Below are 25,308 nucleotides of genomic sequence, written 5' to 3'. Positions count from 1 at the left end.
CGTGAGAATTATGACAACCCGTTGTGAACACCGGGACCGTGCAGATAGACCCGTCCGCGGCCGAACTGTTCCTCGGCTACGTCGACGACGAGGTATCGCTCGAGCGAGTCTGGGAGCACCCGGCCTACGACGTCGCACGCGAACACGCCTCGGTGCTCGGACGGGACCTCGAGTGCGAGGACCTCCGGAAAGCGGTGGCCGACGAGGAGACGGCGTTCTCGTTCGCCGGCGTCGAGAACCTGCGGGCGAACCGCGATCGGATCGAGGGGCTGCTGGATCACGTTCGCGCCCGGCAATCGGAATGGGAGGCACGGATCGACCGGAACCTCGAGCGCATCGCCCCGGATGCGGACACCGCGGACGTGACCCTCTCCCTGGGAATCGGCTACGAGTTCGGTATCGGAACCCGCCGCGGGGCCTACGTCGGCCTGAACGAACCGCTGTTCCTGGAACGGCCCCGGCAGTTGCTCTACGCGGGGCTCCACGAGTGCTCGCACGTCCTCCACGAGCGCGTACACCGCACCATCGAGGAGTTCGGCTCGGAGCCGATGGAGTCCCGATCGGTCCAGTGGCAGGTCTTCAACGCGATCTGTCAGGGCGAGGCCTACGCGACGTACGCGCCGCTCGCGGTGCGTGAGGCCGACGGGAACCTGGGTGCCGGCGACCATCCGATGTGCGAGGACTACCGCGTCCTCGAAGACGACGCGCGGTTGTGCGAACTCGTCGAGGAGTACGATTCGTTCCGCCAACGGCTCCGGACCGAGTCCGTTCCGCGAGAGACGCTGTTCGAGCGGATATTCGCCGAACCGAGGCTCCCGTACCGGGTCGGCTGCGCACTGCTCGTCGGCCTCGAGGAGCGGCGGGGCCTCGAGGCGGTCCAGGAGGGGTTCACCCGCGACCCGGTGGAGTTTTTCGAGGCGTACGACTCGATACTCGATCGGTATCGGTCCTGAACCCGGGACCGGGACCGATCGCGGTCCGCGGCCGGCCTACGGCGCGCCCATCAGGACGAACCGACTCTCGGTATCGCCGCCGTGGATCGTGCGCGTCGCGTCCGGGGCGATCCTGACGGCGTCGCCCTCGCTCATCTCGATCTCGTCGCCCTCGACGGTGACAGTGGCTTCGCCCTCCGTCAGGACGTACACCTCCTCGTGACCCTCGTCGCCGTGGTCGTGGGGCTTTCCCTCCCAGCCGGGGTCGCACTCGAGGACGGTCACGCCCAGGTTCTCGCAGTCGAGTTCGTCGCGGAGGAAGTGCATCCCGCCACGGTCGTCGACGTCGCGGTAGTTGACGGTCGTGTAATCGGACATCACGGGTTCCTGCCGACCGAGCGCGTATCAAGCGTTGGTGGGGTCGCTCGTCGTTTCGCGTCCGGTCGGCGAATCTGTTCCCGTCCCAATTTTCCCCCGGACCGGTATCGGTATAGGCACGCCGACCCACACCGCGAGCATGAACGTCACCATCTCGCCCTCGCGCGTTCGAGGGACGGTCAGGGCACCGCCGTCGAAGAGCTACACCCACCGGGCCATCCTCGCCGCCGGCTACGCCGACGGCGCGACCGTGCGGGACGCCCTCTGGAGCGCCGACACGCGTGCCACGGCCGGCGCCGTCGACCGCTTCGGCGGCGACGTCGAGCGACGCGAGGCGGAAAGCGACGGCGGCACGGCCGCCCTCGAGATCGAGGGCTTCGCCGGCCGCCCGGGCGTGCCCGCAGACGTCATCGACTGCGGAAACAGCGGCACGACGATGCGGCTTGTGACCGCCGCCGCCGCGCTCGCGGACGGAACCTCGGTGCTCACCGGCGACGAGTCGCTGCGTTCGCGACCGCAGGGGCCGCTGCTCGAGGCCCTCACCGATCTGGGGGCGGACGCCGAGAGCACTCGCGGGAACGGGCAGGCACCGCTGGTCGTCACGGGACCGCTGGCGGGCGGCGAGGTGTCGATCCCCGGCGACGTCTCCTCGCAGTACATCACGGCGCTGCTGATGGCCGGCGCGGTGACCGACGAGGGGATCGAGATCGACCTCGAGACGGAACTCAAGTCCGCGCCCTACGTCGACATCACGCTCGAGGTACTCGAGGCGTTCGGCGTCGACGCGCGCCAAACCGACCGCGGGTTCGCCGTCGACGGGGGGCAGACCTACTCGCCCGCGGGCGGCGAGTACGCCGTCCCGGGTGACTTCTCGTCGATCTCCTACCCGCTGGCGGCGGGGGCGATCGCCGGCGACGACGGACTTCGCATCGAGGGTGCCCACCCGAGCGCACAGGGCGACACCGCCATCGTCCAAATCGTCGACCGGATGGGTGCCGACGTGACCTGGGACCGCGAGGAGGGCGCGATCGAGGTCGCCGCCGCCCCGCTCGAGGGGATCGAGGTCTCGGTCGAGGACACGCCGGACCTGCTGCCGACGATCGCGACGCTCGGCGCGGTCGCCGACGGCGACACGACGATCGCGAACGCCGAACACGTCCGCTACAAGGAGACCGACCGCGTGAGCGCGATGGCCGAGGAACTCGGGAAACTCGGGGTCGAGACCACAGAGGAGCATGACTCGCTGACGGTCCACGGCGGCGAGTCGAGTCTCGAGGGTGCGACGGTCGACGGGTGCGACGACCACCGTATCATCATGGCGCTCGCGCTCGCGGGCCTGGTCGCGGAGGGCGAGACGACGATCCGGGGCGCGGACCACGTCGACGTCTCCTTCCCCGGGTTCTTCGACGTCCTCGAGGGAGCGGGGGTCGACCTCGAGTCGGACCTCGACCGACGATAGCGCGGTCTCGAGCCGGATCCGATACGGCCGGTAGCCTCGATCTCCGGCAGGATTTCCCGCACGATTTCGACGCCGAGAGAATCATCGCCACGCTTCAAGTGCGCATTCGACGAACACGCGGGTATGCACCTCGGAATCGTCCTCGAGACGAACGACGCCGAACGGGTCTGGAACGCCTTCCGACTGGCCAACACCGCTCTCGACGACGACCACGACGTCGAGGTCTTCCTCCTCGGCGACGGGGTCGACGCGCCCGACCTCGAGACCGAGAAGTTCAACCCCCCGGGCGTGATGCGAAAGTACGTGCAAAACGGCGGTGAGCTGTTCGCCTGCGGCACCTGCCTCGACTCCCGGGATCTGGAGGCCGACGACCTCAGACCCCGATCGTCGATGGACGACTACCTCCGGATCGTCGAGGAGGCCGACGAGGTTCTCACGATCGGCTGAGCGCGCCGGACGGTCGACGACGGGGGTCAGTCGGCTCGACCCTCGGACCGCGCCGCCCCCTCGACCTGCAGGGGATCGTCGGTCGACGTCGCGGTCACCAGTCGCAGGAACTCCCCCGCGTTCGTCAGCAGTTTGTTCTCCGCCTTCCGGAGGTGCTCCTCGTAGGTCGAGCGGGCCACCGACGTCCGCTCGGCTAACTCGCGCAGCGACGCCTTCCGGGGCTGCTCGTAGTACCCGCTCTCGAGGGCCAGCCGGAGCGCCGCCAGTTGTCGGTCGGTGAGGTCCTCGAAGAGCTGGTCGACGGGAGCCAGCATGCTGTGGGGGATCGCCTGTTCCGCGACGGCGGTCTTCGAGAGAACGTCGATGTCCCGGTCGGCCTCGAGATCGCGGAGCAGGGCCCGCACGTCCCCCTCGTCGAAGGCGATCACCGTGTAGTGTTCCCAGCCGTGGCGGTGGATCGTCGGCGGCTGGTACAGACAGTTGTACTCCTCGAACCGGTCGATGATCGACTCCTCGAGCGAGCAGAGACACGCCTGCGTGACCACGTGCAACCCCGAGTCGTCGACCGACTCGTGGAGCACCGTTCCCAGGGCGTCGATCTCCTCGAGCAACTCGTCGGTCGGCGTCTCCGAGGACGTGATCTCGAGCACCTGGCAGTCGCTCAGGTACCACTCGCGTATCGTGAGGTCCGGGTGGCGTTCCGAAATCTCCCGGTAGGGACACTCGTGTTTCACGCGGAACGAGGCCTCGTACAGGCTCATGGTTCGACGTTCGATCGCCGGACGGGTAACTGTGCCGGTCATGACCGGCACCACCTATATTCGAACGTCACTCCTACGGGGAGACACGATGACCGACGTCTCACCGGACGAACTCGCTGAGCGGTTGTACGACGACGAACGCGAGGACGTCCTCGTCCTCGACGTTCGCCACGAAGCGGAGTACGAGGAGTGGCACGTTCCGTACAGCGTCAACGTCGACGTCTACGACGAACTGGTCGAGGACCGGGAAGCCGCCGAAGAGCAACTCGCGGGACTGCCCGACGATCGCGAGGTCGTCACCGTCTGTGCCGCGGGCGTCGTCTCGCAGACGGCGACGGAACTCCTGGGGGAGATGGGCTACGACGCCGCGACGCTGACCGACGGGATGAACGGCTGGAGCCGCGTCCACCGGAGCGCGCCCGTTCCGGCCGACCTCGAGGGCACGCTCGTTCAGGTCGCCCGTCCCGGGAAGGGCTGTCTCTCGCACGTCCTGCTCTCGGACGGCGAGGCCGCCGTCTTCGACCCCTCCCACTACCTCGACGAGTACGACGCGATCCTCGAGGAGCACGACGCCGACCTCGTCGGCGTCTTCGACACGCACGCGCACGCCGACCACGTCTCCGGCGGCGCGGAACTCGCCGAGCGACACGACGTCCCGTATTACCTCCATCCGAAGGACGCACTCGAGATCGACGCGACCCCGATCGAGGACGGCGAGACACTCGAGGTCGGGACCGTCGACGTCGACGTAATCCACACGCCGGGACACAGCGAGGGCAGCGTCTCGTTCGATCTCGAGGGCGAGGCCCTGCTCACGGGCGATACGCTCTTCCACGAGAGCGTCGGCCGCGTCGAACTCGGCGTCGAAGCCGGGATCGAAGACTCCGACGTCGAAGGGAACGCCGCCACGCTCTACGAGGGCCTCCAGCGCTTGCTGGACCGCCCGGCCGACGCCGTCGTCCTGCCGGCACACGATCCCGGATCACCCGACCCACCGGTGACTGCGACACTCGGTGACGTCGAAGCGCAAAACGCTGATCTCGACCGTGACCGCGAGGAGTTCGTCGAGACGCTCGCCTCGGACATCCCGGACCATCCGCCGAACTTCGAGCGCGTCAAGCGCACGAACGTCGGGCAGGAGGACGTCCCCGACGAAGAGCTGTCCGAGCTCGAACTGGGCCCTAACCGCTGTGCAGCCGAGTAATCGATGAGCGGGCAAACCGACCTGAAACAGGGCATTCGCGAACACCTCGGGCAGTTCTCGCTGCACGTCCTGCTGGTGTTCGCGACCGGCCTGACGATCGGCTCGGAACGAACGGTCGTCCCCGTCCTGGGCGAGGACGTCCTCGGCGTCGAGTCGTTCCTCGTCATCGGCTCGTTCGTCGTCTCGTTCGGCTTCGTCAAGGCGCTTCTCAACCTCTACGCGGGCAAGTGGGGCGAGGAGTACGGCCGCAAGCCGGTGCTCGTGCTCGGCTGGATCACCGCACTCCCGATCCCGGTGATCCTCGTCTTCGCGCCCTCCTGGTCGTGGATCACCGTCGGAAACGTCCTGCTGGGAATCAACCAGGCGCTGACCTGGAGCATGGCGATCAACGCCAAGATCGACCTCGCCGGCCCCGAACAGCGCGGGCTCGCCGTCGGCATCGACGAGGCGTTCGGCTACACCGGCGTCGCCGCTGGCGCGTGGATCACGGGCGTCATCGCCGGGCGGACGAGCCTCCGGCCCGAGCCGTTCGTCTTCCTCGCGGCCGTCGTGGTGCTTGCGTTCCTGATCTCGATCTTCCTCATCAAGGAGACCGTACACCTCGCCCGACTCGAGGGCGACGACGACCACCACGACGCGAACCTCCCGTTCGACGAGGTCCTCAAGCGGGCGACCTACGGCGACAGGACGCTGTTCGCGGCCGCACAGGCGGGCCACGTCGAGAACTTCGTGGATACGCTGTTCTGGATCGCGGTCCCACTGTACCTGACGAGCCAGGGGCTCGCGATCGAGGCGGTCGGCGTCGTCGTCGGCGTCCACAGCGCGATGTACTTCCTCCAGATCGGGACCGGGGGGCTCGCGGACCGTATCGGTCGCCGTCCGCCCGTCGTCGCGGGGATGTTCCTCGCCGGGGCGGGCGTCCTCGGGATGGTGTTCGTGGAGGGCTACCTCGCGTGGGCGCTCCTCTCCGCGGCCTCCGGTCTCGGCATGGCGCTGCTGTACCCGAACCTCATGACCGTGCCCAGCGACGCCGCCCACCCCACGTGGCGGTCGGCCGGCATGGGCGTCTACCGGATGTGGCGCGACGCCGGGTACGGCGTCGGCGCGATCCTGATCGGCCTCTCGATGGAGTTCGTAAGCGCCGAGGCCGCGTTCTACGTGACCGCGTTCCTGATGTTCCTCTCCGGCGCCATCGTGTACGGCTGGATGGAAGAGACCCACCCCGAGTTCGGGACCCACGAACCGCCCGCACCGGCCACGGAACCAGCAGGGGGTGCGGCGTCCGACGACTGATCCCTCCCAGTCTCGGTCTCGGTCTCGATCACGGGTATAGTCGTGAAGCCGACTTTTCGTTACTAACCCCGCTCGAGAGAAGTCTGCTCCCTCGTTTCCGGCCGATCTCCACCTTCTTCCGGTCGCTCGACTCGAGGGCGAGCGGCACGGTTCGATGCGCGACGGACGAACTTTGGAATGATAGGTCCTCTCCGGCCGCCACTTCATCTCATGAAGGGGAATCGGGAAAAGAGATGCCCGTGAAACGCTAGACATGTACGTGTCCCTCGTCAACGGCGTTCTCGAGTCGCTCCGCATCGGCGTTGGGTTCCTCTGGACGGCCGCCTGGGCGATCATCATGGGGCTCACGATCACGAGTCTCGTGCAGGTGTACGTCTCGAAGGAGCGCATGGCGGCGGTCTTAGGCGAGGGCGACCTCTCCGGACTCGCGAAGGCAACGGCCTTCGGAGCCGCGAGCAGCGGCTGTAGCTTCGGTGCCGTCGCCATCGGTAAGGGGCTGTTCAAGAAGGGAGCCCACGCGATGAACTTCCTCGCGTTCATGTTCGCTTCGACGAACCTCATCGTCGAACTCGGCCTGATGATCCTGATCCTGCTCGGCTGGGAGTTCCTGCTCGCGGAACTCCTCGGCGGACTGATCCTCATCGCCGTCATGGCGATGATCGTCCACTTCACCCTCCCCGAGGCGCTGTTCGACGAGGTACGGGCCGAACTCGAGCGACACGACCACGAACACGGCATCGAGGAAGATCCGACCTGTGGGATGGCGGGCTCGGACGAACACACCCTCGTGACCGACGGGGGCGAGCGGCTGAAGTTCTGCTCCAAGGGTTGTCTCGAAACCTACCGTCAGCACGCCGCGAGTAGCGGCGCGTGGCACGAGGAACTGCGCTCGTGGGGCGGCTGGTACAAGATAGCCAACCAGTACCGCAAGGAGTGGTCGATGATCTGGACGGACGTCGTCGCGGGCTTTCTCATCTCGGGGTTCGTTATCGTCTTCGTCCCGCAGTGGGTCTGGAACATGCTGTTCCTCGAGGGGGAGAGCCCCCTGGTGATCGCCGAGAATGCGATCATGGGGGTCGCAATCGCCGTCATCAGCTTCGTCGGCAGCATGGGAAACGTCCCGTTCGCCGTCGCGCTCTGGGGCGGCGGTATCAGCTTCGCGGGCGTCATCGCGTTCGTCTACGCCGACCTCATCACGATTCCCGTGTTGAACGTCTACCGGAAGTACTACGGCTGGAAGGTCATGCTGTACATCCTCGGCGTCTTCTTCGTGACGATGGCGTTTACCGGCTTCCTCATGGAACTGCTGTTCGACGCGCTCAGGATCGTTCCGAATCTCGAGGGCGGAACGACGGCGAGCGAGCAAACCTATTTCGAACTCGACTACACCTTCTACCTCAACCTCGTCGCGTTCGCCCTCTCCGGGTTCCTGCTGTACGTGTATCGTCGCGGCCTCGGAGCGCCGGGTGAGTACCGGGATCCGGTCTGTGGGATGCGCGTCGACGACGATGGGCCGAGTGCTACCCACGAGGGTGAGGCCTACTACTTCTGTTCGACGACCTGCAAGCGGTCGTTCGAATCGACACCCGAGGAGTTCGCGGACCTCGGTCCACGAGTCGCGGATTCCGGCCACGAACACGATCACTGACCGCCGTCCGATGATTCCGGCCGCACGGTCCGTCAGCCGTCGAGGAGAGATCGACCCGTCCGCTCGGAAAACAGATGTAACACTCCCCGTTCGACGAGTGACTGTGCTTCGGAGTGCCGAGGAATTTCCGAGAAGGCGACGGCACGACCTCCCCTGCCGTGGGACGCGGACGGCAAGCGGACGGCGTCCGGCGCGCGCAGTTCCGTCTACCGAGGGTGTCCGGCTACTCGTCGTCGTTCTCGTCGCCGTCCTCCTCGAGTGCCGAAATCGCTTCGTCGACTTCGTCCTGTGTAGCTTCGTCCATCCCCAATCCGTGGTCGAAGTATCGGAGAAACTGAGTTTAAATATTTCTAATTAGAACTGTATTTCTGTTCCTTATCGTTGTACGGTATCGACAACGGTGTTCCGGGGTACTGACGGACTCGCGCTCGCGGCACCCGACGTCCCGCTCTCGAGGGTCGCCACTCGCGCCCACGGCGTTCCCGATTCCCGATTACCGGCACCGATTCAGCGGTCGTCGTCCGTCGGGTCGAAGCCGACGGCTCCGGACCCGGGGCCTCCCGATCGGAGTACCGATCCGCTTCATACCCGACGCATGGGGCTGGAAGCCCACGTGGAGTGGCCTCAATATAAACCGCCGGACTAGTACGGCGCCAGTCACTCACCAGTCCCATGAGTAACTCGAACCGATGACAACGCGGACTCGCGGATCGTCTCCTCGAGGGACGGCACCGTTTGGCGATCAAACCGTAACCGTTCCCGTGGACGACGACCGGGAGCTCACGTACGCCGAATACGGGTGTTCGGAGGGCGTCCCCGTCGTCTTTCTTCACGGGACGCCCGGCTCTCGCCGATTGGGGATGGCGTTCGAGACGGTAGCAGAGGAGCTCGGGATTCGCCTACTCTCGCTCGACCGGCCAGGATACGGTCGTTCGTCCCCGTGGCCGGACCGCGCGATCCACGATGCCGGTGAGTTCGTCAGTGCGGTCCTGGACGATGCCGACGTCGGGACGGCCGGTGTCATCGGGTTCTCCGGCGGGAGCCCGTATGCACTCGCCACGGCGGCTGCCCTCCCCGAACGGATCGATCGAGTCGATATCGTGGCCGGAGCCACGCCACCCGACGTGAGCGAGGCGACACCGGCGATGCAACGACTTCTCGCCGGCTTAGCGACGAAGGCGCCGTTCGTCCTTCGGGGGCTTTTCCGCGGACAGGCGCTGCTCGCGGACCACCTCGATCCGTCGTTGGTCGTCGACCAGTACACCGCAGCGGAGACCGACGAGCCAGTACCCGACGACGTCGCAGAGATCGTCAGAACGGATTTCCTCGAGGCGTTCGCCCGTCACCGCTGTGGCGCAGTCACCGAGTTCCGGAACACGGCGACGGACTGGGGGATCGATTTCGCCGACGTCGACTCGAGGGTTCACCTCTGGCACGGCGAGAACGATACGAACGTCCCGATAGAAGACGCCCGACGCTTCGAGGGGCGAATATCGACCGCCGAGTTGCACGTTCTCGAGGACGCGGATCACCTTCGAACGCTCCTCCGAGGCGTTCCCAGGCTTCTCGAGGACTACCGCTGACCGGACTGCGCGTCCCGGGAATGCTAGCAGGTGCTCGTATCGTTTCCGCTCCCGATGAACGGCTCGGAATCGTGTGACGATCGTAACTTCCGGCTCCGCCGGTATCCACTCCGTTTTACTCGCCGAGACTCCTCACGGCACACTCGTTAGTACCGGGACGAGACGAGATGAGACGATCGCCCAGCCACGCCCCACCGTGCTGGCTGGTGTCCCCTCGAGGGAGACCACCTCGATTGATACGGTGCCTGAACGAACGACCCGCATACGCGGCATGAAACGCATCCAGTTCTCGGTCACCTATCCGGAGCGACTCGTTCATCCCCTTCACCAGCAGATTATCGGGGGAACGTCGATCACACGGGCCGAGTTACTGATGTGGAGCCCTACTCGAGACGCGACGACGCTGTTTTGGTGCGACGGGGAGAGGGAAGCCGCCGAAACGATCATCGCGAACATCGACTCGCTCCTCGCCAGCAATTTCGTCGAGGACACCCACGGAACTTACGCGTTCCTCCAGCAGGACGAGTACGAGTTCTCGCGGGCGTTGCTGGATACTATCGCCGGCTCCCGGGTGATCTTTCTCCCGCCGGTCGCGTTTCTGGACACGGGCGAGGTACGGTTCGAGGCGGTCGGGGAACCGACCGCACTCAGCACCTTCCACGACGAACTCTCCGAACTCGGGGAGCTTTCCATCGAACGGGTACAGGAATTCGAGCGGAAGGGGTCGCCGTCACGTCTCACCGATCGACAGGAGGCCGCACTGGAGACGGCGGCCGCGGTCGGCTACTACGAAGTCCCTCGAGAGGGGACCGTCGCTGACGTCGCTGCCGTCCTGGACTGCTCGACGAGTACAGCCGGAGAACTGGTGCGGAAGGCCGAGGCAACGGTGATCCGGGACTACCTCGAGACGAGGTGCCGGACGTCGACTACGTAACGGCCGTCCCCGACACCGACGCCGGCCCGGCCTCCCGATCCGCCCGCTCAGGAATTCGTCCTCGAGCGATCTGGAGTGCGGGATACGCGAATCGCTCCGAACCCGCGAGCTCCGACGGCGGATCGGTCCCGTCGATGGTCGTGCTCGTAGGTCGCGAGCGATTCCGTCGAACGCCGGGCCGCCTCGGGAACGATCTCCGGCCCGTTGCTTGCGGCGAGCCCGTGCGGTGGCATACTGTTGTAAACCGTCCAGTACTCGTCAGGACCGACGACGTACGTCCCGTGGCAGAGTCCGACCGCCGCGTCCCCGTAGTAGTCCTGCCAGGCGGGGAGAAGAAGGCGATCGCTGTCCCGCGTGTAGTCGCGCAGGCTCTCGGAGGAGCCCCAGTACTGAGCCGATCCGACGTTTCGGATGCCGGAGCCGACCACCGTTCGACGTCCCAGCAAACCGGCTCCGGACCGAATCGACGTCGTCAAAAGCCGACCTTAGAGTTTCGTTTCGCGCCGGGCCTGTTCGGTGCGCCGATCGGCCTGCTTCAGTCTATTGTTCGTCGCCCTGGCGAACGGTTCCGGGAGATCGTTTCTTGCCTCGGCGAGCCGATCCTCCACCCGCTGGAGCCGTTCGACGACGGTCTCCAGTTGTTTGTCGGCGTTCCCTCGCTCGCCGGCGCGTGCCCGTTCGGCGGCCCGCCGGGCGGCCTCCACGACGGCTGCAAGCGCACGCTCGAGCCCCTGGACGGCGTTTTCCGACCCGCCGCCGTCGGAATCGTCGTCGCGCTGCGCCGCAACCTCTTCTCGCGTCTCTTCGGCGACGTCAACCACGAACTCCGCGAGTGACGCCTTCCCCGTCTCGGGCCGCTCGATACGGACCGCCGACCCGGTGTCGGCGGGCGGATTGATCCGGTAGGCGCCGACGGCGTCGTCGCTGTCCCGAACCTCGGTCGTGTAAGCGCCACCGGTGTGAACGTAGACGGCGTCGTTCCCCTCGACCCTCGACTCGTACAGCCGTCCGGCAAAATCGTCTTCGACGGCCACCCTCGAGAGGTCGGTCGTCGCAGCCTCGTCCCCGAGTTCCACCTTCGTCGCGTGGTCGCGGGCGACGAGCGGAATCTCACCGCCGACACCGGCTGCTGTCACGGTTTCGTCGTCCGACACGGCGACCCGTTCGCTGTGTGGCGCTCGGCCGGCACCGTTGACCGTCAGCCGGTGGTCGCCCGCCGGGACGTCCCGTACGACGGCGAAACCATCGAACGTCGGGGCGGCCTCGGGGTCGCTCTCGAGCAGGACGACCGACTCGACGCTCGACTCTACCGTGGTCAGCCCCTCGTTTTCCGGCGCCTCGTCGCTCGTCACTGCCTCGGTGATCCGGCTGACCACGGTGTTGATCGACCTCGGCTCGCCGATGGCGTCGTATCGGTCGGCCAGTGCCTCTCGGTGGTAGGAAACGGTGATGTCCACTGCCGGATTCTCGTAGCGGGGCTGGTTCCACGGCGTTTCCGTCGCCGTGATGTGGCCGGCGACAGCGTCCTCGAGGACGTCCGGGACGTCGAACTCGAAGCTCAACTGGGGGCCGACGAACTCCGCGATGTGCTCGATCTCGTCGCTCGAGACGAGTTCGTACTGGACGTCCGCGTCGTCCGCCTGCTCGCCGTACCGGAAGACGAGTCCCGTCTCTCGCGTGGGCAAGTCCGTCGGTGGCGACGTCAGTGCGTCGTAGGATCGGACGGTGAGTTCGGCGTCGATCAGCGACGCGCGGGAAACGGACGGCAGGCGTTCGTGATCGTAGATCGGTTCACCCTCGTACTCCGGGACGAGATACGGGAGTCGCGACCCCTCGTCCCGCGGCAAGCCGTACGCGATCGGAATCTCCGCGTCGACGACGTCCTCGATCCCTTCGATCGCCGTATTCGTGATGTCTGCCAGTAGATCCCCGATGCCTACTCGCTGGAAGCGATCGGGAACGTCGTTGACCGAGAGCGTACTCGAATGTGACCCGAGTTCGGAGAGGATACGCGGCGTGGTCCCGGGGTCCGGATCCAGGAACTCGTTATTGGGGACGCTTCGGGAGTGGGAACTGGCGACGTAAAGCTGCGGATCGCCGGTCTCCGTGTCGACGAAGACGTGCAGCACTTCCCAGTCGTGCCAGTGGAAGTTTGTCGTAAACTGGTCGAACACCGAGTAGCACCAGAACTGGACGACGGCAAGCGGTGATCCCTCGTACTTGACGGCGTGGTAGAACACCGTCGGATTCGGCGGTCCACTCCCTTCGTACCGCTCGTGATACCCGTCGACGGCGTCGAATCCGCCGACGACGGTTTCGCCGTCGCGCTCACTGGCGTATGGGCGTGGATCCGTCGGAAACCACGGCTCGTGGACGTCGAAGTACAGCGCCGGGGCGAATCGCGTCGCCAGTTCTCGAGCCGTTTCCCCGTCTACCGGACTCGTTTGACCGTCGTCCTCATCGGGTACCGCCGAACAACCAGCGACAGCAGTCCCACCTGCGGCGGCGAGCGCGCCCAGAACCGTCCGGCGGTCCACAGCGACCGTAGCGTCTTCGGTCACCGGTGACTGCCTCCTATCTGAAGACCAAATGGAGACGCGTGTGTCACGAACATGATCTCGGATGAGTCCATCCGCTCAATAAGCCTTCTGTACTGGTCGTCTGAGAGCCCGGCTCCGATAACGCATCAAACGACGTACCGCCGCCTTGCGGACGTGGACCGTTCGGAAAACGGATGGGCGCTGCAGGCCCCCGGATTGCCGCTCGTTTGGGGATACGCGGGTGCGTGTTTCATTGGTCTGAATTCCTCCGGATAATGTCCCAGCGGCGCGCTGCCTTCTCGCGCTCTGAGGCGCGGTCGTAGTGCTTATCGAGGATCTTCTCTGAGGCGTCGAGATCGTCCGAAACGACCGGGCGCGGGACGCCGTCGTTCCGGAACTTCGTCACTCGCGCCTTCCGGACGTCGTGGGGCGAGCGCGCCGACGGACACTTGCTCATCGACGAGTGCTCGGTCGCTTCGCACGTCTCGGGATCGCGGTCGTGGGGGCACTCTTCACCTCGAGCACATGGCCGAGTCCACCGATAGACGGCGTCGCGGATGCAGCTTGCTGACGCCCGACCCTGGTTGGTCGCGATCAAGGGGTGTCGGCCGTACTCATCAGTGACATCCGGCCGTGGGCCTTCGATCCACGCCTCGAGAACCTTGGCGTCGCGTTCGGTGAGCCGGACGAAACGTGCCGACTTCTCAGCATTCTTGAGGCGTGTCCCTTCTTCGGGGTTATTTTTGAGCCGGATTCCTGGCTCCTGGGTGCCGGTATCGAGATCGCCGATGTCGGGGGCGCGGATCGCGCCGGTGCGGAGTCCGCGCCAGAGCAGCACCCAGATCGCGTGATCACGGCTGCCGTACTCGTACCGCTCGAGGTAGTCGAGGATCGGCGGAACGCGCGCCGGAACGATCTTACTGTCGCTCACCTCGTCGTCGTCGGAGAGCTCCGGGAGCGGGACGCTCAGGTACAGTTCTTCCGGTACAGCGCCGATATCTTCGACATTCCTGAGAAACGCGCGGAGTGTGCTCAGATTGCTATGAACCGTCTTCCGCGCGAGTTCGTCGTCTTGACCGTTGCTGTAGCCGCCCTTACGCCGCCAGTTGCGGTAATCGTAGAGGTCGCGGCCGCTCAGGTTGTTGAGATTGTCGATCCCGCCTTCTTCGCGGCACCACTCAACGAACGGCCGTAGTTCGCTCTTGTGGGAGGTATGCGTCCAGTCAGCACCGTCGTACTCGACGGCGTCGAGGTGGCGCTCCACGGCGGCCGACGGCGTGATCGGCTCGAGATCGTCACTCATCGGAGGCCCTCCGTCGCGCGCAGTCGCGACAGATCGGAGCTATGAGCGTCGCGTCGAGCCCGTCGGCTGGGGCTCCGCAGACGGTACACTCGCCTCCGCTAGTGGTTAGTGCGTGCGGTTCGTCTTGCCGTTGAGGGCGTCCGTGCGCCCTCGTGGTGGCGTCTGTCATCGTTCGCGTGGTTGACGCCACCTTTTCGGGCCCGCTGGAACGGGCCCGTTCTTCATCGTCCGAGAGAGTCATCAACGACCGTTTCGGTGGCTTAGTTCTACGTATGGATGGGTGTTGCATAAGTGTAACGCTATATTGGATTCAGTATTTGGGTCCGAATCTACCATACTCTTATAATCCTCGTCGGACAAGCTAGGGTAGTGAGACGGAGCGCGGACTGGCAAACGATCTGGGACGATCGTATCCTCGAGTTATTAGCTCGCGAAGGGCCTACGGCGGTCGGGGATATCGTTGATCATCCTTTGATTCGCGTGAGTAAGGCAACTGTGAGCCGTCGCTGCCGTAAACTGGCTGACCGCGGACTGCTTGAGGCTCACGGAAATGGAGTATACAGCGTTACTGATAACGGATTAGCGTATCTTGAGGGGGAGTATGATGCAGCGGACGCAGATACTCTCGATGTAACTCCCGAAGAAGGAGCGCGAAGGACGGCAGAATCACTCAACGACGACGGTAATTAGCCCTAAGCCGGTACAATTCCGCTATCGCGCCGACGAGATAGAGTAGATGCAACAGGATAGCGGACTCTACTAAGCTCATAATCCGTATAATTCTCCGCGATCGAGCGCTCTCCCGATTGTTCTCCGACTCGTATCCAATTCTCTCGCCGCTTGACGCTTTGACATCTCACCCTTTGAGACCATCTCGAGGACTGTGGTGACGCGATCGTAGTCGTCGGACTCTACGAGCCGGCCATCGTCTTTTGCGAAGCCGAGCGGCGCGGGTCCGTGGTGATACTCTTCGTTGTTCATTCGGGCCGCGATCCCCTCCTTCGTCCGCTGCTGGGCCATATTGGCTTCAAGCTCCGCGAATACGCCGAGTAGTTGCAGGACAGCGCGCTGAAAGGGGTCATCGTCGTCCGGCCGGATCTGCAGGCCCTCGTCGATGATATGCAGCTCCGTTCCCGCGCTCTCGAAGCGCTCAACCGTCCGATCCAGATCCCTAATCGAACGTGAGATACGGCTCACGGACTTACAGACGACCGCATCAAGGTCCTCGAGGGCATCGATCATATCCTGGTAGCCGCTCCGCTCGGTGTCCGTGCCGGTGCTCTTGTCTGTCCAAGCTACGGTCTCGTTGAGCGGACGCTCAAGCGTGTCTGTCACGTACGTAGTGGTCGCTTCTCGTTGCCGGTCGACGGACTGGTCCTCGGTGCTCACGCGGAGATATACGCCGATCATCGTACGATAGACGCGCAGGTAGGTGGGCATATGAAGAGCCGCCCTTACGCACAGTCTGTGCAAATACGTTCGTTCCCGCTGGGGGTTCGACAGGATACGGTCGGTGGGGGAGGGGGTGTCCCCCCGGCTATGCGCGCGCGTAGGGGCGGCATCTTACACGGGGATCCGAGTCTCGGCTGGTTCGTTGGTAATTGAGACTGATGTCGCGGGGGTCGGTCAGATTACCAACAAATCGGAGAGTCGTTGAATCGGTGAGTGGCTTAGTCGTGTAGTTGGTCACTCGCCGAATCAACGAGTCGTTGAGTAGGTGACTCGTGAAAGCGTTGATTGGTGGATTCAGGCCCGTTATCCTGCCGATACGGCATTTTATGGGCCACGGATTAGAGGGATAGTGTATGTCGGACCATATGACCGATCGGACTAACGAACCAGACGTGGAAGCACTTGAACGGCTCCGAAACGGCCGATATAACCACCTTAGCGACGATCGGTCACTTGCGGCCGACGGACTTGAGGGAGATCTCTCAGATATCCAGCGGCTCAAGTTGGTAACAGTATTCGACGAGATATTCTCAATCGAGATCGAGAGTGTCTCAGTCGGGGATTTACCAACGGATCCGGTCGTTGTCATCCCGGAGTGTGACCCTGATACCGAGATCCATCTCCGTCGGAGCGCTCCGACTCCCGAATTGGTAACGGTTGAGTGACCCCACCCCTAGTTTGGAGTGAGCTTCTCAAGGAGTCAACAGGAAATCACCCCACCCCTAGTTTGGAGTGAGCTTCTCAAGGAGTCAACAGGAAATCACCCCACCCCTAGTTTGGAGTGAGCTTCTCAATTCTCGGTTGTGTCGATACTCGGAAGTTCGTCTTCCCACCCTTCCTTGGTGTAGGCGTCGTCGCTGGGCGCGGATTCGAAGAATTGAACGGCTGAATCGAGCGATTCGAGCCGGTACTTTAGCTTATCTGCTCGGTCTGGGTCGACGTAGTAGGCACCGTCCGACCGTTCGACGAGCTCTTTCTCGAAGAGGCGTTCCATCGTGTTCGACGCGCTCGACTCGCTGATCTCGGTCTGCTCTGCGATCACGTCGGGGGTGAATCCGTACTCACGGTGCGTGACGAGAAAACTGAGCGCCTGGTACTCGTTGGTATCTGGCTTAACCGGAAACGGATCCTCCCACATCGTTACCGGTCTATCGCCGGGTCAATACATCAATCCCACGCTAATCCTGCCACTCCGGATCTTTCTCGACGGCCGCCTCTCCGCCGCTGAGCGATTGCTGACCGTCTATCTCGTCCGTCTCTGGCGTGAGCTTAGCGTCTTGGTACTCCGGCTCATCGCTAACGGCGCGGGCATCGCGGTCGTCAGCAAACCGCTCAGACGCGCCTTGCGTGCTCTGCCCCTCCCGGCCGACCGTCCTGGCGGCCGCGTCGCCGACGTCGAGTTGTCCCTGGCGGTCACGATCGTCGACGAGAGTCGGCTCCTCGGCGTCTGTGGGACGCTCACCCTGGGGATCGGGCTCGAGGACTCCGGCCTCCTCGGCGTCGCTGATCCGGTCCTCGAGCGCGTCGCGGTCGATCGCCCGCGCCAGATCCTCCGCGAGGAGCTCCTCGTCCTCGTCCCAGCGCTCGATATCGCCCGGCCGGATCTCCGGATCGGTCGCGACGCCTCGGAGCGCCTCGTCGGGAGCGAGCGAGACATCGGCTCGAGACGCCCGTAGCGACAGCTCGCGGTCGGGATCCATCCGGTCGACATAGTGACGGACGGCCGGCTCGAGGTCGTCGACGTTGACCGTCTCGCGGATCCGCTCGTGTATCGCGCGCTCGAGCAGCTCGTGCTCGTCGTCCCACTCGTCGCGATCGCTCTCAGCCATCAGCTGGCTCAGAGTTACTAACTCGTCGACTGAGAGATCCTCGAACGGTGGGATATCGCACGGCGCGGGCGGCATATCGTCGACCGTCAGATTACCAACGTCGACCGGCTCGGGATCGGCCGCCGGCTCGTCGTCGATGTTACCAATGTCGACCTCGCCGGCTTTGCCGAGATACTCCCAGTGATGCGAGCCGCCCTCGTAGGTCACTCGGTAGGCGTATGGGCCCGCCCCGTTGATCGTCTTGGTTTGGATACTCGCCATCGTCATCCTCCGTTAGTCGCCTGCTGCGGCACTCACGCCCGCAGATTTTCGCTCGTCGTTCATATTCCGAGCAAAGTCCTCGGCGTCTCTCGAGTAGCGCTCGAGCTGCTCGATCTCCTCGTCGGTCCATCCGAGATCCCGGAGTTCGTCACAGGCTTCGTCGTGGCCGTCCTCACAGGCTTCTCGAGCGCGCTTCTCCATCTGGCCCTGGGCCGCCCGGAAAGCCTCGGCGTGCCGCTTAGCCTGCGCGCCCTCTCGCTCCTCGTGGTCCATCCGCTGGCCGCGATCGTCGCGCCGAGCGCGCTCCGCGACGCCCCGGTGCTCGTCGACTGTGAGCTCCGGATCGTAGTGCGCCGTCCAGTCGTCGACGCCCTCGCCCTGGAGGATCGCCTTGGCGCTCCGGGCGTGCATCACGTTGGTGCGAGTGAAGTCTAATCTCCTCTTCTCGGCGTCTGTGAGCTCTGCCTGTCCGTGTTGGTCCGCGAGATAGGCTCGAGAGTCGGCCGCCTCGCCGGTGACGCGCGTCCGGGTCGCTCGAGTAGCCTCCGGCGAGAGCTCGATCGTCTTAGTCCGCTGATCGTCCGACTCGGCGAGGTGTTCGTCCGGGATCTCGTCGCGGACGGCGTTAGCCGACTCGCGGTCGCCAAACTCGACGGACTCAACGTCTCGAGCGCTATACCCGCCGTCCTCGGCGACGTCCTCGACCGGCTCGGAACCGATCTCTCCGCGCGCCATCATTTGCCCGGCTTCGGCTGGATCCAGGTCCTCGAGGTCGGGCTCGCCGTCGTCGTTGGTAGCGTCGACCTCGCCAGCTTTGCCGAGATACTCCCAATGCTGTTCGTCGCCGTCGTAGGTAACTCGATAGCTGTACGGCCCGTATCCGTTGATCGTCTTAGTCTGTATGCTTGCCATATTGGTAATCAGTCCTCCTCGAGTCGCGGATCCGGCTCGCCGTCCCACTGTGACCGATGGGCGTGACAGTATCCGGACTCGTGCTTAACAGTCGCTCCGCAGTCTGTAGCGTCGGTTTTCTCGCCCCGGCAGCTCCGGTAATCCTTGGCCGAGTTACCGGCGTCATCGGCGTCCTCGTCATCCTGGTACTGCTCCCAGTCCTCGATGAGCTTCCCCTTCCGGATCTGCTTCGCGGGGTTGTCGAGATCGAGCTCGAACGTCGCGAAGTAGTTGGTATCAGCACCCCACGCGGACGACTCCGGCACGTCGCGCATCCCTCGGATTTTGATCCAGGGCTCGCCGCGCTGGTAGTCCGTCCAGCCCTCGTACACAGTCGCACAGTCGATCAGACCCTCGTCGACCTTGCCGTCCGCCTCGAGGACGACATCCGACTGATTGCGGACGATCGCGGCGATGTCCGTGTCGTGCTCGTGCCCGATCACGATTAGGCGAGTAGAGCCGCCCTCCCCCTTGCGGAGCGCGTTGATGAACCGGCTGAAGCTCGCTCGGACCTCCCCGCCGCCGTGAGCGTGAGCGTTAACCGTCGACGACCACTCGTCGCCGATTACCAATTTCTCCCCGTCCGTGTCGCGGACCCACTCGAGCATCCCGCTCAGAGTGTCGGCATACTCGACGTCGTCGTGCTCGTCGGGCCCTCTGATATTGGTAAGCACCGAGAGATCGCCGTCAAACTCGGTGTGGAGGTGGCGCGCGAGATCGAGCGCTTTCGTCGTCTTGCCGGAGCCTTTCGGACCCTTGATTAGAAGCTGTTGAGCGGCCGGTTTGAGCGCTGAGACGAGCATATCGTAGCCTGTCGCTTCCCGGCGCGTCTCGGACAGACCCGTCGCCGTATTCATCGTCGCGACGTCGCCACTCCGGCGGGCGTCGCGAAGCGCGTCGGTCGACGTCTGCCGGGCAAGCATCTCGTATAGCGGACTCTCCTTATCGAGATCCGCTCGCTCGCACGCTAAGAGCACGTCGCCGACTCCGGGGTCGTCCGATAGTACGCTTTCGAGGTTTGCGTTGACCTCTCCTTCCCGGAGCTTGTCGCTCAATTCGGCCGCTTTGTAGCCCTCGCTCACGCCGGCTCACCTCCGGTTGATCCGCCACTATCGGCATCGACCGCTGGCCCACCTTCGGAGGATCCGGTCTTTTCCCCGTCAGGGGTGGGGTTTGCGTCCGGAGAATCCGGTTCCTCGACGTCTTTGTCGCCCGGATCCGGCTGATACGTCCCTTCGTACCGGGTGCCCTCGACAGCTTGCTGGAGGACGTCCTCGAGTGAGTCACCCCCGGCGCTCAGGGTATGCCGGATATTCGCGTCGATATCACGCACTGCGGCCGCGTCAGCCGTCACGCGGAACGTAGACATTGCCGCGATCAGGTCCCTGCCGATCTGCGCGAGATCGGTGAGCGTCTGCCGGTTAGCTTCGATCCGGTCGGCCTCAATGCTCACCTCGCGGTCATCGTGGAGATACGGCGGGTTGCCCTCCGCCTCATTGGCTTCGGGATCCATCCCCCGAACGAGGTGACAGCGGCCGCCGGGCGTCGACAGCGTCGTCAACTGGCCGTCGACCTCGAGATCGTCTATCCGCTCCGGTGGCGCGCTGTAGGTAGCGACCGAGCCGGACTTATCGCCGTCAGCCGCCCGGTAGACGTCCTTACTGTCGAGATCGAGAACAAACTCCCGGTCGGGATCCCAGATCCGCTTAACGAGCAAATAGACGGGTCCAAGAGCGACCACAGACGCACCGAGCGAGCCGGCGACGAGGAGCCGCTGAGTGTCGCTGAGACCGCTCCAAATCTCGCCCGGTGTTGGGACGGTGCCGGCGGCCATCCCCACGAACACGAGCACGAGAGCGCCGACGAGTGCGATACGCAGCTTACTCTCGGCTGTGTTCTTGAGCGCTCGCAGCAGCCACTCGTAGATCCCTTCGACCGGGTCCTCCTCGATCTTGACCCTACGATCGCTGTATAGCTCTTCGTAGGTGTTGGAGTGCCGCCGGCGGAGTTGGCCGATTACGAGCGCGAGAGCGATAATCGAGCCAACCACGCCGGAGAGCGCTCCGATCTGGATGAGCTCGTTGGTCGGCCGGTCAACGACCGAGACGCCAACATCACCCTCGTGATAGTAGCCATCATCTCCCGACGTGATCACCACTGCCTGGTCTCGTACATCGAGCGTTACGAGCCGCTCCTCTTCGGATCGAAGCCTGATAGTCTTGAAATTGAACGAGCCGCTTTCTTCGAGCGCACCCTCGCCGATCGCGACTGTGGTCGGCCGATCGGGGGACGCGAGTTGGATATACGCGGTCCCGTTGTCGTAGGTAACACTTTGCAGTTCAGCCCCTGACTCGAATTGGTAAATCAGTTCGTCAGGAGTATCGTCTGTTGCTGTCTCATTGGTAACCGTCTCATTTTGCTGTGCGGAGACTGGATCGGCAACTCCAACCCCCAGGGTTAGCGTCCCGATCAGCGCGATTACCAATGTATAGTGAGCGATACTGCTGGTCGTTGGTATCCAACGTCGTCTATGTGTTTGAGTCATAATTTGTTGAAAATCGATAATCGACTACTAGAACGCGAACGCATCGACGACTATCTCGATCACACCCTCGAGGAGTCCCGGCACTAGGATCACGGCCCCCGCGAGAACCACACCCAGCACGAGGAGCCGGATGAGTGGGCCCGCGAGTAGGGGAGCCACCATCAGTTATCACCTGCCAGGATCGCAGCCAATGCTCCACCAGCGGCTACGAGAGCCGCATAGAGCGTCCAGTCGCTACCTGATCCACCACCGCCAGCTCCACCTACGAGATCGTCGAGTTTTTCCTCGATCCGCTCCCACGCTTCGTTGTTGGATTCGACCCGGTCACGAGTTTCGTCGGGGTCGGTCGGATTACTGATGTGTCGTTCGGAGCGGTCGTCGAACTGCAGTCCTTCGACGATTTCGACCGTATCGATACCGTAGTCGTAAGCGTCGAGATTGTCGGGGATCTCTGCCTGATATTCGCCATCAGACACCTCTGAGTCGTAATGATCACCGGTGTACTCGGTAACATCCTCGAGCGATATCATCGCCTCAGCACCGTCTCCATCGACTGCGCGGAGGACCGCTGAGTACTCTCCGGGGTTCTCGAGAATTTCGTGCGTCTCTCTGATCACGATGTACGACGGAGATGTTACCTCGTCGACCGTCGTATAGTCGACAGAGTGCCGTTGTTCGCCGCTGTACTCGACGATGTCGAGCGGGTAGTCTCCGGAGAGCGACTCAGATTGGATCGAGCCGTCGACAGCGCTCTCGTAGACGATGTGCCCCATCTCATACTGATTGGCGCTGATTGTGGTGCCTGCGACCGCATTTATTTGCTCACCCGCATCGAGGAACAGGTAGCCCGATGTCTCACCCTCGAGATCGTTGTGGGTGATTGTGACCGTCTCCTCAAGATCGGAGGGGAGCGCATACCCCCGGGCGACGAGTGCCGCAACGGCCGACTGCTCCGAGAGCCCGTCACTGGGGTCGAACTGTTGGAGGATCTCTTGGTTGGAGATGATGTCGCTGGGGTCTCGCTCACCGATATCGAACTGTTGGTAAATAGAGTCAACAGTAGTACTCAGATCGGCCGATATATCGTCTCTGAGTGTCCATGTTGTGTCGATCAAATCTGCGTATAGCGACGGTTCTGCGACGGTCTCGGTGCCGTGATCGGGATGATCGGCAATCAGATTGTGGTCGGTGGCCTGATCGTTGATGACGTCAACGACTGTGCCGTCGACGGCGTAGCGGGTGACATGGAGATCGTCGACATCGACCTCTTCCTCGTCGATCTGACTGATATCCATCCAATCTGGGAGATCTACGTTAGGCCCATCAAGGGGATCGGACCACACGTAGATGTCTCCAGATTCGGTCTCGACGATCGGGTCGACCTGTGCTGGGTCAGCATCCGTACGGGCGTTTGAGAGCGTATCGAAACTCCCGCTCGAAGGCGTTAGCACGCCGTCGTCCGTAACGGAATACTTGATGATTTCTGCGCCAGCGTGGAACCAGCCGTTCCACCGGCTGATATTATTCCAGATCGCCGTTGCAGTATAACGATTTAGTTCGTCTCGAGCCGATTCTTCAGCAGTTGCTTGATCTTCTCCGTCAACACGACTCCGGGCGATTTCAGTCTCAACAGCACTGAACATCGAGGATCCGTGTGCTGTTTGGATTGTGTCGACGGCTCGGTCGAGACCATAGTCATATCGGAGTTCGTCGACGAAATCCTCACGGCCGCGATTGAGGGTGGTGGCTTGCTCCCACGTCGACTGTTGGACAGTATCCTCTTGCACCTCTGCCACATCGACCTCGTCTTCGTCGGCCGAGAGATATCGATATCCGGCGACTGATGCACCAGTCACGGCCGTAATCCCTCCCTGAATCGCAGCCGCAGCAACGATCGGGGCAACGGCCCGAGTCTGTTGGATCGCGTACGTCCCACCGATCGCGCTGGCCGTTACGGCTCCGGCTCCGAGCCGAAGAGCGCCGCGCCGGGTTACGGTCGGTTGGTAACCTGTATCTCTGTCTCTCGTGTCGGTGTCACTCATAAATTTGGTAAGTTAGGTATTAGTCGTTCATCAGCAGCAGTGCGCCCAGAAGGGCGATCGCGCCACCGATGATCCACATCGTCTGATCGTCGGTCCCACCGTCGGAGCCACCACCGGCTCCACCGTCGTCGATGATCTCTGCGCTAAACGCGTTAAGCTCGGGATACGCCCCGTCGGATCCACTATCGACGAAAACGTTGTCGATCTGGACCGTGACGTTGGCAGTATCACCCTCCAGATCGACAGGATCGATATCAGCGTATACTGTCTCTCCGCCCGATACATCGACTGTCGTCGAGTTGAGTAGGGTCTCACCGTCGTAGACGGCCACGTCGACCTCAAGCGGAGCGTCGGCCGCATCGATCGCCGTTAGATTGGTTTCAATCCCTTCATTGTCGGCTACTTCGAGCGTCTCGGATCCGTCGTACGAGACACTGAAATCCTCCACAATGACGCCTAATATATCATCAACCAGCGAGATATCGACGTCCTCTGCGTCGGCGGGATCGATACTGAGATCGTCGTAGTTGATCCAGTACGTGTCCTCGCCGGTCGCGTCACGGACGGTCACAGTCACAGTGTCGGCGTCTCCGGTTGTGATGTGCTCTAGTTGGATGTCAGCGGTATCGCCGTCTGAGACCTCGACGTCGTCCCACTCGACAATGACGGCGATCGCTTCGTCGCCGTCTGAGTATGTGGCAGCTGCGGCCGGTCCAGCGAACGCACTGAGTCCTGATGCGAGTACGACTAGCGCCAGTAGCGCGGCCGTCAGTCGTTGCCTGTTAATCATCGAGATCACCCCTTATACGAGATGTAGACACTCACACCGCTCAGGGCCACCCACAGGACGAATGGGATCGCGTCCGCCATTGTGACGAGTTCATTGAAGGCCGGCACAAAGACATAGAGCGGGAGTACAGCCATGCTACCAGCGATGACGTACCACTCTTCATCCTGATAGTCGTCTTGTGAGACCTGGCCTTGAGCTACGAGGGCGATGATACTCGCGATCGCAACGAGGAACGGGAGTGTGATCTCCGCACCTCCAAGCTCGATAAGGGTTTTGGAGATATCAAACCCTCCGAAAACGTTGAGTTCAAGGCTCCATACGCCTAGTTCCATGCCAGCCGCGATCGGAAGCGCGATTAGCGCTCCCAGGTCGACCGTATCGATCTGATTACGCATATCCGGGCGCAGCTACGTCCCGAAGATAGTTATTAATCAGAAATATACCATAATGTGGAACTAGATGGAATACGGACTAATCGAGCGAGATACGTCCTATTACGATGATTTCGTCATTAGATATTTCTCGGACCTCAACAACGGCCGTCAAGTCTGGATTTCCAATGAGTCCCAGATCGCTCGCTTGCGGAATGGTAAGCCGAGCGGATCCACTGTTGGTAATTGAGACTGATCTCCGATCGAGGGCCCGAAGCTCGCCATCTTGTTGTTGGGTCTGTGTCATTGATCAGGATTCTCAGATTTGGGCATTTAAATTGCTCGTTGGTAATAACGGTTCTTTTATCAATAGTTACGTGAGAGCTCTTTCCATTAGATGGCCCGCAAAGACACTGATCTGCCCTTTGGAGACGCTTTCTCTCCCGCTCAGATCGATTTAGAGGATGCAGATCTGGATGGTTACGATATTGAGTATTCGTCTTCACTTTAGGCCTCCGCAGTCGGTTGCATGACGGTCGCAAGCTCTTCCTGTAAGATTTGGCGTTCTTGATGGATCTTCTGTGC

At 62.9% G+C, this 25,308-nt stretch carries 24 protein-coding genes; 9 read left to right on the top strand and 15 right to left on the bottom strand.

The genetic code is table 11. The annotated features are described in order from the left end of the window. Nucleotides 1-38: 38 nt before the first annotated feature. Nucleotides 39-953 carry a hypothetical protein gene (locus BM113_RS06735; protein ID WP_089787209.1) on the top strand — a complete coding sequence of 305 codons (915 nt, stop codon included), beginning with the start codon at nucleotides 39-41 and terminating at the stop codon, nucleotides 951-953. A gap of 36 nt (nucleotides 954-989) precedes the next feature. Here BM113_RS06735 and BM113_RS06730 read toward each other — a convergent pair whose 3' ends face one another. Beyond that, entirely contained in the window at nucleotides 990-1,310 is a 321-nt protein-coding gene (locus BM113_RS06730; RefSeq protein ID WP_089786504.1) for a cupin domain-containing protein, read from the bottom strand. A 139-nt stretch (nucleotides 1,311-1,449) separates the two neighbouring features. Between BM113_RS06730 and aroA the strand changes: the two genes are divergently transcribed. Further along, the gene (gene aroA, locus BM113_RS06725; protein WP_089786502.1) at nucleotides 1,450-2,769 is read left to right on the top strand and encodes a 3-phosphoshikimate 1-carboxyvinyltransferase; all 1,320 of its coding nucleotides are present in this window, start codon (nucleotides 1,450-1,452) and stop codon (nucleotides 2,767-2,769) included. A gap of 123 nt (nucleotides 2,770-2,892) precedes the next feature. After that, on the top strand, nucleotides 2,893-3,216 hold the full coding sequence (locus BM113_RS06720; protein WP_089786500.1) for a DsrE family protein: 324 nt from the start codon (nucleotides 2,893-2,895) through the stop codon (nucleotides 3,214-3,216). A 26-nt stretch (nucleotides 3,217-3,242) separates the two neighbouring features. On the opposite strand, the gene BM113_RS06715 is transcribed toward BM113_RS06720, so the two are convergent. After that, nucleotides 3,243-3,977 carry a helix-turn-helix domain-containing protein gene (locus tag BM113_RS06715; RefSeq protein WP_089787207.1) on the bottom strand — a complete coding sequence of 245 codons (735 nt, stop codon included), beginning with the start codon at nucleotides 3,975-3,977 and terminating at the stop codon, nucleotides 3,243-3,245. Between the two features lie 88 nt (nucleotides 3,978-4,065). Between BM113_RS06715 and BM113_RS06710 the strand changes: the two genes are divergently transcribed. From BM113_RS06710 to BM113_RS06690, 5 genes are all read left to right on the top strand, one after another. Further along, entirely contained in the window at nucleotides 4,066-5,181 is a 1,116-nt protein-coding gene (locus BM113_RS06710; RefSeq protein WP_089786498.1) for an MBL fold metallo-hydrolase, read from the top strand. Nucleotides 5,182-5,184: 3 nt separating this feature from the next. Next, the gene (locus tag BM113_RS06705; protein ID WP_089786496.1) at nucleotides 5,185-6,474 is read left to right on the top strand and encodes an MFS transporter; all 1,290 of its coding nucleotides are present in this window, start codon (nucleotides 5,185-5,187) and stop codon (nucleotides 6,472-6,474) included. Between the two features lie 253 nt (nucleotides 6,475-6,727). Continuing rightward, complete coding sequence (locus BM113_RS06700) at nucleotides 6,728-8,122, top strand: permease (protein WP_089786495.1); 1,395 nt, start codon at nucleotides 6,728-6,730, stop codon at nucleotides 8,120-8,122. A gap of 689 nt (nucleotides 8,123-8,811) precedes the next feature. After that, complete coding sequence (locus tag BM113_RS06695; protein ID WP_089786493.1) at nucleotides 8,812-9,705, top strand: alpha/beta fold hydrolase; 894 nt, start codon at nucleotides 8,812-8,814, stop codon at nucleotides 9,703-9,705. A gap of 271 nt (nucleotides 9,706-9,976) precedes the next feature. Then, a complete protein-coding gene (locus tag BM113_RS06690) occupies nucleotides 9,977-10,639 on the top strand; it encodes a helix-turn-helix domain-containing protein (protein ID WP_089786491.1) in 663 nt (220 codons plus the stop codon). Between the two features lie 47 nt (nucleotides 10,640-10,686). Here the strand turns inward: BM113_RS06690 and BM113_RS23015 are convergent, their stop codons facing one another. The 4 genes from BM113_RS23015 to BM113_RS06670 all read right to left on the bottom strand — a co-directional run bounded on the left by BM113_RS23015 (nucleotide 10,687) and on the right by BM113_RS06670 (nucleotide 15,922). Continuing rightward, nucleotides 10,687-11,085: a monooxygenase family protein gene (locus BM113_RS23015; protein ID WP_177209123.1), complete on the bottom strand. Its 399-nt coding sequence runs from the start codon at nucleotides 11,083-11,085 to the stop codon at nucleotides 10,687-10,689. A 39-nt stretch (nucleotides 11,086-11,124) separates the two neighbouring features. Then, nucleotides 11,125-13,200 (bottom strand): hypothetical protein, encoded by a 2,076-nt coding sequence (locus BM113_RS06680; protein ID WP_177209122.1) that lies wholly within the window; start codon nucleotides 13,198-13,200, stop codon nucleotides 11,125-11,127. A 229-nt stretch (nucleotides 13,201-13,429) separates the two neighbouring features. Continuing rightward, nucleotides 13,430-14,443: a site-specific integrase gene (locus BM113_RS06675; RefSeq protein ID WP_342708105.1), complete on the bottom strand. Its 1,014-nt coding sequence runs from the start codon at nucleotides 14,441-14,443 to the stop codon at nucleotides 13,430-13,432. Nucleotides 14,444-15,247: 804 nt separating this feature from the next. Beyond that, nucleotides 15,248-15,922: a recombinase family protein gene (locus BM113_RS06670; protein WP_218149959.1), complete on the bottom strand. Its 675-nt coding sequence runs from the start codon at nucleotides 15,920-15,922 to the stop codon at nucleotides 15,248-15,250. Between the two features lie 377 nt (nucleotides 15,923-16,299). Between BM113_RS06670 and BM113_RS06665 the strand changes: the two genes are divergently transcribed. Continuing rightward, the gene (locus BM113_RS06665; protein ID WP_143095813.1) at nucleotides 16,300-16,599 is read left to right on the top strand and encodes a hypothetical protein; all 300 of its coding nucleotides are present in this window, start codon (nucleotides 16,300-16,302) and stop codon (nucleotides 16,597-16,599) included. 125 nt (nucleotides 16,600-16,724) lie between these two features. On the opposite strand, the gene BM113_RS06660 is transcribed toward BM113_RS06665, so the two are convergent. The 9 genes from BM113_RS06660 to BM113_RS06625 all read right to left on the bottom strand — a co-directional run bounded on the left by BM113_RS06660 (nucleotide 16,725) and on the right by BM113_RS06625 (nucleotide 24,747). Beyond that, a complete protein-coding gene (locus tag BM113_RS06660) occupies nucleotides 16,725-17,072 on the bottom strand; it encodes a MarR family transcriptional regulator (RefSeq protein WP_089786484.1) in 348 nt (115 codons plus the stop codon). A gap of 40 nt (nucleotides 17,073-17,112) precedes the next feature. Further along, nucleotides 17,113-18,024 (bottom strand): hypothetical protein, encoded by a 912-nt coding sequence (locus BM113_RS06655; RefSeq protein ID WP_143095812.1) that lies wholly within the window; start codon nucleotides 18,022-18,024, stop codon nucleotides 17,113-17,115. 12 nt (nucleotides 18,025-18,036) lie between these two features. Beyond that, nucleotides 18,037-18,936 (bottom strand): hypothetical protein, encoded by a 900-nt coding sequence (locus BM113_RS06650; RefSeq protein WP_089786480.1) that lies wholly within the window; start codon nucleotides 18,934-18,936, stop codon nucleotides 18,037-18,039. Nucleotides 18,937-18,944: 8 nt separating this feature from the next. Beyond that, nucleotides 18,945-20,057 carry a P-loop NTPase family protein gene (locus tag BM113_RS06645; protein WP_089786478.1) on the bottom strand — a complete coding sequence of 371 codons (1,113 nt, stop codon included), beginning with the start codon at nucleotides 20,055-20,057 and terminating at the stop codon, nucleotides 18,945-18,947. After that, on the bottom strand, nucleotides 20,054-21,460 hold the full coding sequence (locus BM113_RS06640) for a DUF8063 family protein (RefSeq protein ID WP_089786476.1): 1,407 nt from the start codon (nucleotides 21,458-21,460) through the stop codon (nucleotides 20,054-20,056). The genes BM113_RS06645 and BM113_RS06640 overlap by 4 nt, the downstream gene beginning before the upstream one ends. 87 nt (nucleotides 21,461-21,547) lie before the next feature. Continuing rightward, a complete protein-coding gene (locus BM113_RS22835; RefSeq protein WP_281244000.1) occupies nucleotides 21,548-21,682 on the bottom strand; it encodes a hypothetical protein in 135 nt (44 codons plus the stop codon). Then, complete coding sequence (locus BM113_RS06635; RefSeq protein ID WP_089786475.1) at nucleotides 21,682-23,562, bottom strand: Env/VP5 family phage fusion protein; 1,881 nt, start codon at nucleotides 23,560-23,562, stop codon at nucleotides 21,682-21,684. Before BM113_RS06635 ends, BM113_RS22835 begins: the two co-directional genes overlap by 1 nt. Nucleotides 23,563-23,581: 19 nt before the next feature. Then, a complete protein-coding gene (locus BM113_RS06630; protein ID WP_143095811.1) occupies nucleotides 23,582-24,352 on the bottom strand; it encodes a hypothetical protein in 771 nt (256 codons plus the stop codon). Between the two features lie 5 nt (nucleotides 24,353-24,357). After that, nucleotides 24,358-24,747, bottom strand: coding sequence for a DUF8023 family protein (locus BM113_RS06625; protein ID WP_089786471.1), 390 nt, complete (start codon nucleotides 24,745-24,747; stop codon nucleotides 24,358-24,360). Nucleotides 24,748-25,308 lie beyond the last annotated feature (561 nt).

It is taken from the genome of Natronobacterium haloterrestre (assembly GCF_900112205.1).
GTDB lineage: Archaea > Halobacteriota > Halobacteria > Halobacteriales > Natrialbaceae > Natronobacterium > Natronobacterium haloterrestre.
The sequence above is the reverse complement of the archived record's forward strand: the minus strand, read 5'-3'. Positions and strand labels throughout refer to the sequence as shown.